10 protein-coding genes are annotated in these 14,249 nt (G+C 32.7%); 9 read left to right on the top strand and 1 reads right to left on the bottom strand.

Annotated features, from left to right (window positions below; translation table 11 throughout):
• Window positions 1-660 (bottom strand): ThuA domain-containing protein, encoded by a 660-nt coding sequence (locus tag IPK06_03860; GenBank protein MBK7979146.1) that lies wholly within the window; start codon window positions 658-660, stop codon window positions 1-3.
• A gap of 253 nt (window positions 661-913) precedes the next feature.
• Here IPK06_03860 and IPK06_03855 point away from each other — a divergent pair, with 253 nt between their 5' ends.
• Genes IPK06_03855 through IPK06_03815 form a run of 9 tightly spaced genes read left to right on the top strand, consistent with a single transcriptional unit; the run spans window position 914 to window position 14,225 of the window.
• On the top strand, window positions 914-1,771 hold the full coding sequence (locus IPK06_03855; GenBank protein MBK7979145.1) for a glycerophosphodiester phosphodiesterase family protein: 858 nt from the start codon (window positions 914-916) through the stop codon (window positions 1,769-1,771).
• 34 nt (window positions 1,772-1,805) lie between these two features.
• The gene (locus IPK06_03850; GenBank protein ID MBK7979144.1) at window positions 1,806-3,986 is read left to right on the top strand and encodes a hypothetical protein; all 2,181 of its coding nucleotides are present in this window, start codon (window positions 1,806-1,808) and stop codon (window positions 3,984-3,986) included.
• An 8-nt stretch (window positions 3,987-3,994) separates the two neighbouring features.
• Entirely contained in the window at window positions 3,995-5,359 is a 1,365-nt protein-coding gene (locus IPK06_03845; protein ID MBK7979143.1) for a DUF3748 domain-containing protein, read from the top strand.
• A gap of 28 nt (window positions 5,360-5,387) precedes the next feature.
• Window positions 5,388-6,605, top strand: a complete 1,218-nt coding sequence (gene nagA, locus IPK06_03840; GenBank protein MBK7979142.1) for an N-acetylglucosamine-6-phosphate deacetylase — start codon at window positions 5,388-5,390, stop codon at window positions 6,603-6,605.
• Complete coding sequence (locus IPK06_03835) at window positions 6,602-7,855, top strand: divalent metal cation transporter (GenBank protein ID MBK7979141.1); 1,254 nt, start codon at window positions 6,602-6,604, stop codon at window positions 7,853-7,855. The genes nagA and IPK06_03835 overlap by 4 nt, the downstream gene beginning before the upstream one ends.
• A 14-nt stretch (window positions 7,856-7,869) precedes the next feature.
• Window positions 7,870-8,619: a glucosamine-6-phosphate deaminase gene (locus IPK06_03830; protein ID MBK7979140.1), complete on the top strand. Its 750-nt coding sequence runs from the start codon at window positions 7,870-7,872 to the stop codon at window positions 8,617-8,619.
• Window positions 8,609-9,571, top strand: a complete 963-nt coding sequence (locus IPK06_03825; GenBank protein ID MBK7979139.1) for an alpha/beta hydrolase — start codon at window positions 8,609-8,611, stop codon at window positions 9,569-9,571. Before IPK06_03830 ends, IPK06_03825 begins: the two co-directional genes overlap by 11 nt.
• Before the next feature lie 44 nt (window positions 9,572-9,615).
• Entirely contained in the window at window positions 9,616-11,949 is a 2,334-nt protein-coding gene (locus IPK06_03820) for a hypothetical protein (GenBank protein ID MBK7979138.1), read from the top strand.
• Between the two features lie 11 nt (window positions 11,950-11,960).
• Window positions 11,961-14,225, top strand: a complete 2,265-nt coding sequence (locus tag IPK06_03815; GenBank protein ID MBK7979137.1) for a hypothetical protein — start codon at window positions 11,961-11,963, stop codon at window positions 14,223-14,225.
• Window positions 14,226-14,249 lie beyond the last annotated feature (24 nt).

Below are 14,249 nucleotides of genomic sequence, written 5' to 3'. Positions count from 1 at the left end.
TTATTTTACAGCCCAGAGAATTCCTCTTTCTAAAATCTCCAAAACTTCCGGAGTTTCAAAATCCTTCATTGAATGACCTACTGATGAATAGAAAACTTTGCCTTTGCCGAATGACTTTTTCCAAACAACAGGCATTACAACTCCTTTTGTCCAGTTTGCGTGCTCGCCTGAAAAAGTTGTAGTTGCCAAAACTTCAACACCTGGATCAACAAGCATATAATACTGTTCTGAATGAACAGTAAAGTCAGAAATACCTTTTGTTATTGGATCGTCATGATTTTTTATATTAACGGTAAAATCAATTTGACCGCCGGGATGAGCCGCGAATTGGCCGCCAACCATAAATAAATAATTTGTATTTGATCGGAACGAATCGCCTAAGCCGCCGTGATAACCGGCAATTCCGGCACCATTTTGGACTGCTGTTGTCAAGCCTTTTTCTTGTTCGCCCGTTAATTGTCCCATTGTCCAAGCTTGAACAATTAAATCGAACTGATTCATTTTTGCCGAATCAGCGTATATATCTAATGAATTTGAAACAGTTACGTCAAATCCTTGTTCTTTCAGCCAGGGAAGAATCAGATCTTTAAATTCTTTTGGCTGATGACCTTCCCATCCTCCATATACTAGAAGTACTTTTTTAGCATTGGAATTTGCCATAGATTCAGCAGAAGCATTGAAGGCAGTTAATAAAGTGATTGTAAATGTTAAAAGTAAGAGAATTGTAATAGTTTTCATAACACCACCGAAATTTTTATTCGAAAATAGATAATAATATTCAAAAAAACCGAGTAAATATTTTTTCAAAAAAAATACTTGATTAAGTTACATAATTTTTATGATATTAGGCAAACGATTGTCTAACTTTATATCAATATTATTTTACATGTTGAAAGAAATCAAAATTTACAAAATGAAATATATTTACGTACTCGCTATACTATTAAACTTTATTTTTTCCGCTTGCAGCAATTTATTTATTCCTGAAATTTCTTCTCAACTTGAACAAACACTTAAAGAATTTCATAATCCAAATTCTAATGTTATATTGATTGCCGCACATAGATCAATGCATACCAAATTCCCGGAAAATTCTTTGGCTGCCATTAAACATTCAATTGAAAATGGAGTTGATATAATTGAAATGGATGTAAGGAGAACCAAAGATGGAAAATTGGTTCTTATGCATGACAGCAAAATTGACAGAACCACAAACGGGAGTGGAAAGTTAGAAGAATTAACATTTGATGAAACTCAAAAATTTAATTTAATTACAGAAAATGTCAATGACGAAACTTATAGAATTCCTCTTTTTGAGGATGCTCTAAATTTAGCAAAAGGTAAAATTATGATCGATATTGATATAAAAGGAGCTCCGGTAAAAGAGTTACTAAAATTTGTAAACAAAACGGAAACAAAATCACAGGTAATATTCTTTGACAGTGAATTTGAAGTCTTGGATAGTTTGCTATATATTGATTCGACTTTAATTGTAATGCCTAGAGCGCATTCTATGGATGAAGTTAATTTTATAATTGAAAAATATAGCCCGGAAGTTATTCACATTGATGATAGTTTTTTTACACATGAAGTTATAAATAAAATTAAAGATAACGGAGCACGTGTTTGGATAAATGCTTTAGGCAAGCCGGATGAACAAGCATTAAAAAAAGATTTTACCGGCTACAAGAGTTTAATAGAAGGCGGAGCTAATATTATACAAACCGATCTTCCCGTTGAACTCAAAAATTATGTTAACGGCTCAAATTAAAAAATATTTTATTTCAAGTAAAAAAGGAAACTTAATGAAAATATCAACAACTCTTATGCTGTTTTTTCTATTATTAAATTTACTTAACGCTCAGCAATATATTGATAAACCGTATTTACAGGATCACGCGGAAAAATATGAACTTGCCAAGGATCAAATTTCTTCGGAACTGTTTAAGGTTAAAAGTGATAGGAATAATGTAGTAAATATTTTATCGAATAACGGATTGTTAATGCCATTTGAAAAACAGATATTAAAAGACTTTAGATACAGCCCGCTTCAAGATGTGAATATAATTTCATTGGATATTTTGCAAAATCAATTTGTTTACTTGACCGATAAAGCTGTTTTCAGCAATGCATGGGCCGGTAAAAAATATTTTGAACATGGAATTAAAAATCCTTTGAAATTTGCGCTTGCCGAAAATTTTAATGTTTTAATCGGAGCGGAAAATAAATTAGTATTCTTTGAAGATGGAAAAAAAATATGGGAAAATGAAATTTCAGACTTCAAACCAATCGATATAAAATATGATAGAATTGGAAATAAGTTTTTTATACTGTCGAATGAGTCTATTTATCAAGTTCAGAATAATGATAAAAAACTTACAAAAGTTTATTCCGGAAAAAATCTTACGGCATTCGCGCTAAATAATAATCAAATTATTGTTGGAACAAATGATGGAATTTTGAATTTGGATAATATGAAATTCAACCCATCTCCAATAAATAAAAAGCTGCCTTTTACTAATATAACTTGCGTTGAAAATATAAATGGTCAAATTTGGTTCGGTTCGGCAAAAGGCGCGTTCAAACTTAGAGAAGATGGGAAGTATGATTATTACGCGTCAAAGCGCTGGCTGGTTGATGATGACGTTGTTGATATTTCAAGCGGACCGGAAAGCAGTGTTCTTATTTTGACTAAAACCGGACTGAGTAAAATTTTATTTACTGAAATGACATTGGCCGATAAAGCAGAATATTTTCAAAAGATTCAAAGATTAAGGCATATTAGATATGGTTTTAGTTCCGAAACATATTTAAAAACTCCCGGTGATCTTTCAACAGCAGTATTGCATGATACCGATAATGACGGTCTTTGGACATCGATGTACTTAGCGGGAGAATTATTTAGATATGCGGTAACCAAATCTGAAGACGCGAAACAAAACGCATATGAAGCATTTGAAGCAATGGAAAGGCTGACCGAAATAAGTGGAGTTGAAGGCTTTCCTGCTCGTACTTATGAAATTGATTCATATCAGTCAAGTGACACTGATCCAAATAAACCTGAAAAAGATAAAATATGGCAATTGGCAAAAGATAAAAGATGGAGATGGAAATCAACAACAAGCAGTGATGAATCTTGCGGACACTTTTTTGTTTATGCATTATTCGCTGAATTGGCACCCGATAAGGAATGGCGTGACAGAGCAATTCATCAATTGAAAATTGAGATGGATCATATTATCCGAAATGATTGGTATTTAAGAACATGGAATGGCGAAATTACTCAATGGGGAAGATGGCATCCTGATTATGTAAATAAATTTTCAATACATACCGGTGACAGAAGATTAAACTCATCTTTAATATTAGCGTTTCTTCAGGCTACATATCACTTTACAGGAGATGAAATTTACAAGAAAAAAGCATATGAACTTATCAATGAATATGGTTACGCCGATAACGCCGCATTGCCCGCTACGGTAATCGGTTTCGTAGAAGGTGAAAATTTAAGCGATTCTTGGAATCATTCAGATGATGAGATGTATTTTTTGACAATTCCTAATTTAGTTAAATACGCGTTTACCCCTGAATTAAAAGAAAAATTTTTTGAAGCGTCAAAAAGTCATTGGGAAATTGAAAGAAGTGAAAGAAATCCTTTATGGAATTATTTGTTTGCGTTTTCAGGTGGAAAAAATATTGATATCCAAGAATCGGCATGGTGGTTAAGAGAATATCCTCTGGATCTTATAACTTGGGGAGTAGAAAACCGACATCGTCAAGATATTGATAAAATTGCGCCAAATTTTAGAGAGCAGGAATATAGCGAAGTCCTTCCTCAAGATGAAAGACCTTTGCATTTGCATAACGGCGCATATAGAAACAACGGCAGAGATAACGGAAGTGAAGAATTACCGCCTTATGTTTATTTGCTTCCTTATTGGGCTGGAAGATATGTAAATGCAATCAGTGAGCCAGTAAATAAATAGGAACAATAATGTCGAAAAAAATATTTGCGGTATTCTTAATTTTATTAACAATAGTGAGTTGTAACAAAATGGAAAAAGTAAACGAAGTAATTTATATTCAAATGCATGAAACGCAACTGACATTTAGTACTAAAAACCATGCGTTAGATAACAACGATAACTTTTCCCCTGACGGTAAATATTTATGCTACGATACAAGAGCAACGGTTTACAATGAAAATCTAGCTAATTGTAAATCCATTGAAAAAGTTGAAATTTCTACCGGAAAAGAAACTATACTTTGGGAACCTCCATTTGTTACAGGTGAAAAAGCTGCGCCCGGCGTTGCAGCGGTTTCTTTTCATCCTAAAGAAAATAAAGTGATTTTTATCCATGGACCTTTTCTAGACGAAGTAAATGAACGAGGATATTATGATATAAGAAACAGAAACGGAGTTGAAGTTGACGGAGAAGGAAAGGGAATTATTACAAAAATAGATTTAAGAGATATAAAAAAACAAAATACAATACCTGGTGCGCAAAGAGGCGGAACACATAGACATGAATATTCAAGAAGCGGCAATAGAATAGGATTTACATATGACGATTTCATATTGCAAAATTATGATAGAACAATCGGTTATATGGAACAGAATGATAAAGCTCCCAAAGGCTACACTCATTATTTTTCAGTAATACTTAAACCGGCTGAAAAAGGGAAATCAAAACCGGGTGAAATAGAAAAAGCTAATGATGATTCTTGGGTTGATTCTCTTGGAACAATGAGAACATTTATTGGAAAAGTTAGAGCGGAAAATGGAATTGATTATTTTACGGATCTGTTCGTCGCCGATATTCCGCTTGACGTTGATATAACAACTTGTTTTTCAGGTAATGAAAAGGAATACCCGACTCCGCCCAAAGGCTTATCAATAAGAAGATTAACACATGGCTTTAACGCCAGCGGAATTGTAAGAGGTTCTCAAGATGGTGAACTGATAGTATTTACGGCACAGGATAAAAACGGAACGAAACAATTATTTATTATTGAATCCAAAGGAAATTCAAAGGAGCCGATAAAAGTAACAAACAGCGAATCTGATATTTCAAATGTTAGATGGTATTTAAACGAATGGATATTTTATTTAAGTGATGGAAACGTTTTTGTTTCAAATGTAAGCAAGAAAAATTTTGGAAAAACCTTTCAGTTAACGAAGGATAAAAAAGAGAGAACGCAATTAGTAATATCTCAAGATGGAAAGAGAGCGGCTTTTGATATTCCGACTGAAACTAGAGATGCTGAAACAAAGCTTGTAAAGGATGCCGCAGGAAACGATATGAAGCAAATTTATATTATGGATCTAGATTGGAATAAGATTAAAGCTAATTTATAAATCAAAATAATTTTTTAAATTGGATGAAATGAAAAAATATTTAAATATTTTTTTAATTCTTATTTTTAATTATACATTTGTTTCTCCGCAAACAAATCAAATTTTTATTAAAGGTATATCGCCGGATAATAATGTACCAATACAAATTTATTTTCAAAATGGAGTAATTCAGAAAATAGATACAATAGAATTTTCTGATGTTAAAGAAAAATATTTCATTGCGCCGGGACTAATAGATATACAAATCAATGGATATCTTGGCGTTGATTTTACCGGACCGAATTTAAACCCAAATGAAATAAAAAATGTAGTTAATGCATTGTACAAAGACGGTATCACTTCATTTTTACCTACAATAATAACCAGCGATAATGCAAGAATTATTGAAAACTTTAAAGTATTAAATGAAGCTCTAAAAAATCATGAAGTCTCAAGATCAATTCCCGGTTTTCATCTCGAAGGTCCGTTTATTTCTCCATTAAAAGGATTTAGAGGAGCGCATCTCGAAAAATATATACAAAAACCTGATTGGGATGTATTTCTTAAATATCAAAACGCCGCTGATAATAGAATTAAATTAGTTACGGTTGCGCCCGAAATTTCCGGCGCGGTTGATTTCATAAAAAAGCTTTCGGAAAATAATATCACAGTAGCATTAGGTCATCATAATGGAAATGCCGAACAGATTGAAGCTGCCGTAAATGCTGGCGCGGTATTATCAACTCATCTTGGAAACGGTTGTGCGAATGAAATAGATAGACATAATAATCCAATTTGGCCGCAGTTATCAAATGATAAATTAAACATATCAATTATTGCCGACGGCTATCATTTGACAAAAGATGAAGTAAGGACATTTTATAAAGTAAAAGGAAAAGAAAAAACTATTTTAATTTCTGATGAACTTGATTTAGCCGGACTTGAACCGGGCGAATATATCAGAGGAGAAAGGAAAGTACTGCTGACTGAAAACGTTATAAAATTTCCTGAAGAAGATGTATTGGCTGGCGCGGCTTCTTCAATTAAAAAAGGGATTGAGAATATGATAAAATTTACCGGCTGTACTTTAAGCGACGCGGTTAAACTTGCGACTGAAAATCCTGCTGAATTGTTGAAGCTAAATTCTATTGGAAAAATTGAAGTCGGTAAAAGAGCCAATATTATATTATTTGATTTTATAGATGGAAAATTAGTAATCCAAAAAACCTTTGTTGATGGCGAATTGGTATTTGATAAAAAATTATGAGTAAGTTGAAAACAAATCCAGCAATTAGAAATTTGATTTCAGCACTATTGGCTGTTGGTCCGGGTTTATTTTTAATAGGCTACAATATTGGAACCGGTAGTGTTACAACAATGGCAAAAGTTGGCGCGGAACATGGAATGAGTTTGTCATGGGCATTGGTTTTATCATCAGTTTTTACGTATATCCTAATGGTGGCATATGGAAAAACGACTATTGTTACTGGCAATACCGCATTGTATAATATTAAAACTCACTTTAAGCATGGAAAGTTATTGGCGGTTTACATAATGGTTTCTTTAGTTATTGGCGAGCTATTAGCATTAATGGGAATAATGGGAATTGTTTCGGATTTATTAAATGAAGCGGTTGTGATTTTGTTTGGCGGTAAAGGAATAGGGACTTTTGTAATCACAATTTTTCTAATAGTTTGTTTATATGCACTTCTTTGGTTCGGGCAGTATAAGTTATTTGAAAAAATTTTAATTGTATTTGTAATGTTAATGGGACTTTCATTTCTATTAGTATTCTTTTTAGTCAAACCAAGTATAAGTGAAATTTTAATTGGACTTATTCCATCAATCCCAAATAAATCCGGCGCTTATTCACTGATTGCTGCTATTGCGGGAACTACATGTTCTGCGGCAGTATTTATAATGAGAAGTACTGTTGTCGCCGAAAAAGGATGGAAAATTGAAGATCTCAAAATTGAAAAAAAAGATTCGGCGGTTTCAGCTTCAATTATGTTTTTATTAAGTTTTGTAATTATGGCAGTATCAGCGGGAACTGTACACGTTATGGGCATTAGCTTAAATAACACAGTTGATATGATTCAACTTTTCGAACCGATTGGCGGGAAAATCGCGGCTCTAATTTTAATACTTGGTATTGTCTCAGCAGGAATATCTACAATATTTCCAATAATACTTATAGCGCCTTGGTTAATTAGTGATTATGCCGGAAAAGAAAGAAATATAAAATCGCCAATGTACAGAATACTTGGACTTATTGGAATATTGTTTGGGATAATTACTCAGTTTATGAACGCACGACCGCCAATAATAATGATATTTTCTCAGGCATTTCAAGCTTTAATTCTTCCGGCGGTTGCAATTCCAATTTACATTTTAATTACAAATAAAGATTTAATGCAAAAGTATAAAGCCGGAACAAAAATGAAATTAGGAATAATTGCGGTAATCATATTCGGATTTGTAACAAGCTATTTTGCCATAGCGGATTTATTTAATTAATAAGTTGAAAATTTATGAATATCGATATTTCACGAACAAAAATTGAATTGGGCAAAAAAGCGGCTGAACTTGGCGCTAAAAAAATTAATGATGCGGTAAACTCAAACGGATCAGCAAATATAATTTTGGCAACCGGAGCTTCACAATTTGAAATGCTTAACGAACTTGTAAAAATGCAAATTGATTGGACGAAAGTTAATGCGTTCCATCTTGATGAATACATTGGAATATCAGAATCTCACAACGCTTCCTTCCGAAAATATTTAAAGGAAAGGTTTTATGATTTCGTTAAAATAAAATCATTCGAATTTATTAATGGAGAAAATGAACCGCAAATAGAATGTGATAGAATAAGCAGAATAATTGAACGGCATCCAATTGATGTAGCGTTTATAGGTATTGGTGAAAACGCGCATATAGCTTTTAATGATCCGCCGGCGGATTTTGAAACAACAGAACCATATATTATTGTAAATTTGAATGAAGCTTGCAAATTGCAGCAGATGGGCGAAGGCTGGTTTGAAAAAATTGAGGATGTTCCGGAAAAAGCAATCAGCATGTCTGTTAATCAAATTTTAAAATCTAATACAATTATTTGCTGCGTACCCGATTTCAGAAAAGCCGAAGCAGTTAAAATGACATTCGAGAAAATTATTTCGCCGCAAATACCGTCTTCTATTCTCAAAATGCATAAGGATATTTATTTTTATTTAGATATAAATTCCGCGTCAAAATTGAATGCTGAGAAAAAATATGAAAACTAGTTTATCAGTAATTTTTCTATTCGTTTTTTTTATTGAATTATATTCTCAAAATGAACCTGAACCTCCGGCAGGTTACTGCGGTGATTTCACATTAAAGCTTTCCTATTTTTTAGGCTTAATTGACTTTATTGAAAAGATGCCGCCGGTTCCTGAATCATTACGTGAATATAATGAAATAATTTACAAGGAAATTGATTCTACAAAACTTAAACTTGATATTTATCATTTAAAGGAGTTAAATGAATTACGACCGGCAATTGTCTTTATACACGGCGGGACTTGGAAAAGCGGAGATAAAAAAGATTATAGAAAATATTTAGTTGACTTTGCGTTAAAAGGATACGTAACCGTTACAATTCAGTATAGACTTGCCGGAGTTGCTAAATTTCCAGCAGCAGTTAATGATGTTAAATGCGCCGTTAAATGGATAAAAGAAAATGGTAATAAATATTTTATAGATACTAATAATATTGCGGTTGTTGGCGGATCTGCCGGAGGACATTTAGCCATGATGATCGGCTACTCGCAAGACGCGGAAATATTTAACGAATGTTCAATCAATAATGTAAACACAAAAGTTAACGCAATTGTTAATTTATACGGACCATGCGATTTAACAACCGAGTACGGAAGAAATCATCCCGGCGTAATTAATTTTTTAGGTAAAAAATATGAAGATGAACCGGAAATATTCAGAGCAGCTTCACCATTATTTTTTATTACAAAAGATGACACTCCAACATTAATATTTCAAGGTACAATTGATGACGTTGTTCCTGTTAGTCAATCTGATACTCTTAAAAACGCATTAGATAGAATTGGAGTTTACGCTGAATATCATAGATTGGAAGGATGGCCTCATACAATGGATCTTGAAGAAAACGTAAATAAATATTGTGAATTTTATATGGAGAAATTTTTCAAAAGATTTATTCCATTTTCCAAAAATTAGATTTTTGATAAATAAAAATTCTCATTACAAAATCCGAGTTTATTATGAAAAACTATTTGAAATCATTGTTGTTGATTATATTAATTACAAATTTGTACTTCGGTCAAAAATTAGACATCTCCAAATCGCAAATAACTATCGCGGATAATATTGATAAAAAAATTCAGGTGACGGCATTTAAAATGCTGAATGAAGAAATATTAAAAAGAACAAACATTGACTTAAAAAAAGAAATTAAATGGGATTCTAACAATAACATCATAGCCGTTTGTCTTTCTAATTCAAAAAAAATATACGGCAAAGATATTCCGCAAAGTAAAAACATTAATAGTTCTGAAAATAATAAAGAAGGATTTAGATTAATTTCTTCAACAATTGATTCAAAAAATATTATTTGGATTATTGGCGCGGACTCAAGAGGAATTTTATTCGGAATTGGTGAATTCTTACGCAGAGCAGAATTAGTTGATAATAAAATTTTAATTGAATCTAATATTGATTTTTCATCCTCACCGGAATATCCAATTCGCGGACATCAATTGGGTTATAGAAATACTGCAAATTCATGGGACGTATGGAGTGTAGAACAATTTGAACAATATATTAGAGACTTGGTTATATTCGGGACAAACGCGATTGAAAATATTCCAATTGGCGATAAAGGTGATGACAGTCCGCATTTTAAATTAACACGAAAGGAAATGAATGTTGAGCTGAGTAAAATTTGTGATAATTATGACGTTGATTATTGGGTATGGACTCCAGCCACGATTGATCTATCAAATGAAGAATTATTTAAAAGCGAAGTTGCCAAACACGAAGCTTATTATAAAGAAACACCTAGATTAAATGATGTCTTTTTCCCAGGCGGTGACCCGGGCAATAATCATCCAAAATATGTAATGCCTTTCTTAAAAGAACTTCACGCAAAATTAATTAAGTATCATCCAAATGCGGGAATATGGATTTCTCTTCAGGGTTTCAGTGAAGAACAAATTGATTATTTCTATAATTACTTAAATGAAGAAAAACCAACTTGGTTAAAAGGTGTAGTGTCGGGTCCAAGCAGTCCGCCAATTGCCGAAACAAGATTTAGACTTCCCAAACAATATTTACACAGACAATATCCGGATGTCACTCATTCGGTTAGATGCGAGTTCCCGGCATTAAATTTTGACCAGGCATTTGCCTTAACAATTGGAAGAGAAGGAATTAATCCGCAGCCGGAATATTACGCGAAAATTCACGGTGACTACGCGCAGTTCACCAATGGATTTGTAACTTATTCTGACGGTTGTCATGACGATGTTAACAAAATTATTTGGAGTCAAAGAGGATGGAACACAAAGAAAAGTGTGAATGAAATATTAAAAGAATACGGCAGATTTTTCTTCGGAAATAATTTAGCTCAGGAAACAGCAAATGGTATATTAGCTTTAGAAAAAAATTGGCTGGGGCCATTAAAAGCAAACGGCAGCGTTGAAACGACTTTTTCATTCTGGAAAAATCTCGAAAAAAATAATCCCCAATTAAACAATAATTGGCGCTGGCTTATGCTGCAGCTAAGAGCAGAATATGATACATACATTAGACGTCGACAAATATATGAAAAAGATTTGGAACTAAAGGCAAACGCTATGTTGGCTGATCTAAATGAAAATAATTATTCTGAAAAAATGAATTCCGCTTTAATGAAAATTAATGAAGCGGATTCAAATCCAATTTCACAAGATTTAAAAAAGGATATTGAAAAATATTGCGATGAACTTTTCAAAATAATTGGACTTCAAACAAGCGTAAAATTATATCAAGCAAGCGGTTTACAGCGGGGCTGCATTTTGGATTTTGTAGATTATCCGCTGAACAACAGATGGTGGTATCAAGATGAGTTTAAGAAAATTAATGAAATGAATTCAAGCCTTGAAAAAATTGAGCGATTGAAAACAATTAGAGATTGGGAAAATCCCGGTGCCGGAAGTTATTATGATGATATTTCAAATATCGCAAATAGCGAACATGTAAAAACAACTGTATTCGACGCTGTTGATTTTGGCTGGTGGGATGAAGGATACAGCCGAATGAGATTGTCTTCTCAAGTATATCAGAACGATCCTGTATTAGAATATGAAAATCTTGATCCCAACGCTAGATATCTAATCAGAATAACAGGTTATGGGGACGCGCTATTAAGAATTGATAGCGAAAGAATGGAACCGGTACTTTATAACAAAGAACTTGAAAAGTTTAAGGAATTTGTTGTACCTAAAAGTTTAGTTGGTGACGGCAAAATTAAAATCACATTTGATAGACCAGAAGAATCACATTTGAATTGGAGAGATTATTCGAGAATATCTGATGTTTGGTTAATTAAAAGATAATGGAAATTGAAATGAATAAATTGTATGTAATTTTTCTTTTCGCTTTGTTAATTTTATTTGGATGTTCGGAAAATAAAAAAAAATCAAATCAACCAGTTTATTTGGATAAACCTTTTCTTCAGGATTTTTCAGTAAAATATTATTTTAACAATAATACCTTCTCACCTAAAAAAGTTAGAATTGATAGAAATACTAATATTCAAATTCTTGCCTTAAATAAAATTTATAAACCGTCGAACGGACATTTCCAATATCCGGGCAAAATCGTAATTGATAAAAATTATTTGCCCATGCTGGATATGAACATTCTTGATTTTATCACATATAAAGACAAATTTGTTTATCTGACCGATGAAGCAATTTTAAGCAACGCGTGGGCAGGAAAGTTATATATTCCTTATGAACTAAGTAATGCAAACATTATTGCCGGCGGAAATAATTTTGATTTTATGATTTCCGGCGGTGGAAAAATATCATATTTAAATAAATCTGAAAAGATTTGGGATAAAGAATTAGAAGGAGAAAAAATAATTGATATTAAATTCAGTTTTACTCAAAATGAATTTTTTATCCTTACTTCAAATAATTTGTACGTTTATTCGGTTTCAAATAAAGAGTTTAAAAATATCATAAACAATGATTCTATTACTTGCTTTGATATATCTGACAAAGATAAGAATATAGTAGTTGGGACCAACAATGGTTATTTCGAAACTGATTATACGGGGAAGATAATAAACGAAATAAATAAAAAATTACCATGGACGGAATTAACAAACATTAAAATAATAGATGGTCATAAATGGTTCGGCACTACAAAAGGCGCTTTTATGCTTAAAGATGACGGGAAATTTAATTATTATTTTGGTGAAAGGTGGCTTCCCGGAAATATCGTAACAGATATTTACCAAGGAGAAAATAAAAATGTTTTAATACTTACTGATAAAGGACTCGGTGAAATTTGTTTTGAAGAAATGACACTATACGATAAAGCCATGAAGTTTGAAAGGCAGGTTAGAGAAAGACATATCCGTTACGGTATTAATGTTGATATTTCGAGCATGGAAAATAATGATGTTTCTACAAATACTTTAAAAAAAGCGGATAGTGACAATCTTTGGACTTCGATGTATTTAGTAAGCCAGTTATTCAGATACTTAGTTACAAAATCCGATGAAGCTAAACAAAATTGTTTCGAATCATTTGAAGCAATGGAAAGACTTCATACTTTAAGCGGAGTTAAAGGATTATTCGGAAGAACTTTTGAAAGAAAAGGCTATCAGGAGTTTGATAAAGAATATAGAGATTTTGTTGAAGATTATTGGTATCCTGGTTATAATGATATGGTTTCTTGGTATCATGTAAATGATCAATGGGATTGGAGAAGCACCGCGAGCAGTGATCAAACCGTAGGACAGGTTTTCGCGTTAACATTGATAGCAGAATACATTGATGATCCTGAATGGAAAAAAAGAGCAGTGACATTGCTCGATAATTTAATGACGTATATTGTTGAAAATGATTTTTATTTAATTGATAAAAACGGCAAACCTTCACTTTGGGGAAGATGGAATCCAGAATACGTGAATAGATTTCAGCCAATGATCGGCGATAGAAAAATTTGTTCTTCCAATTTTATCGCGTTTTTACAAAGCGCTTATAAACATACAGGAAAGGAAATCTATAAAGAAAAGGCGAATTACCTGATCAAAGAGCATGGTTATTTAGAAAATTTAATGCGGCCGTTCAGTGAAATTGGCCCCGCGCCTAAAGACGCTGATAATTGGAGCAAAATGCTTTCGGAAGAATGGAATCATTCAGATGATGAAATGTATTTCCTTACTTATTGGTCGCTTTATCCTTACGCTTTTACGGATTCGCTTAAAACACTTTACAAAGAAGCAATCAAAGATCATTGGAATTATATTCGACCTGAAAAAAATTCTTTGTGGAATTTCTGCTACGCGATGACTGGTGCCGAAGATTTTGATTTGAAAGAGTCAATTTGGCATTTAAAAGAATGGCCTCTTGATATGGTTCAATATGAAACTTTCAATAGTCATAGAAAAGATATTGAATTTGTTGCTCCCGGATTTATGGGACATAAAACAAAAGAGGTTTTGCCTCCCGATGAAAGACCAACGTTAAAACATAATATGTGTCAATTTAATTTGGATAATACTTCAAGAAGCGGGGAAGTAAGCGCTGGACATACATTTTTGCTGCCTTATTGGATGGGAAGATTTTTGGGGGTTATTAGTGAGCCAAAAAAATAGTTAATTTATTTTAAAGTGAGAATT

The sequence above is a fragment of the Ignavibacteriota bacterium genome (genome assembly GCA_016713565.1).
GTDB lineage: Bacteria > Bacteroidota > Ignavibacteria > Ignavibacteriales > Melioribacteraceae.
This window is presented reverse-complemented; position numbering and strand designations above follow the sequence as displayed.

Bases quoted from the DNA above. Each gene is read 5' to 3' on its own strand.
- IPK06_03860 (MBK7979146.1), bottom strand. From the start codon at position 660: ATGGCAAATTCCAATGCTAAAAAAGTACTTCTAGTATATGGAGGATGG.
- IPK06_03855 (MBK7979145.1), top strand. From the start codon at position 914: ATGAAATATATTTACGTACTCGCTATACTATTAAACTTTATTTTTTCC.
- IPK06_03850 (MBK7979144.1), top strand. From the start codon at position 1,806: ATGAAAATATCAACAACTCTTATGCTGTTTTTTCTATTATTAAATTTA.
- IPK06_03845 (MBK7979143.1), top strand. From the start codon at position 3,995: ATGTCGAAAAAAATATTTGCGGTATTCTTAATTTTATTAACAATAGTG.
- nagA (MBK7979142.1), top strand. From the start codon at position 5,388: ATGAAAAAATATTTAAATATTTTTTTAATTCTTATTTTTAATTATACA.
- IPK06_03835 (MBK7979141.1), top strand. From the start codon at position 6,602: ATGAGTAAGTTGAAAACAAATCCAGCAATTAGAAATTTGATTTCAGCA.
- IPK06_03830 (MBK7979140.1), top strand. From the start codon at position 7,870: ATGAATATCGATATTTCACGAACAAAAATTGAATTGGGCAAAAAAGCG.
- IPK06_03825 (MBK7979139.1), top strand. From the start codon at position 8,609: ATGAAAACTAGTTTATCAGTAATTTTTCTATTCGTTTTTTTTATTGAA.
- IPK06_03820 (MBK7979138.1), top strand. From the start codon at position 9,616: ATGAAAAACTATTTGAAATCATTGTTGTTGATTATATTAATTACAAAT.
- IPK06_03815 (MBK7979137.1), top strand. From the start codon at position 11,961: ATGAATAAATTGTATGTAATTTTTCTTTTCGCTTTGTTAATTTTATTT.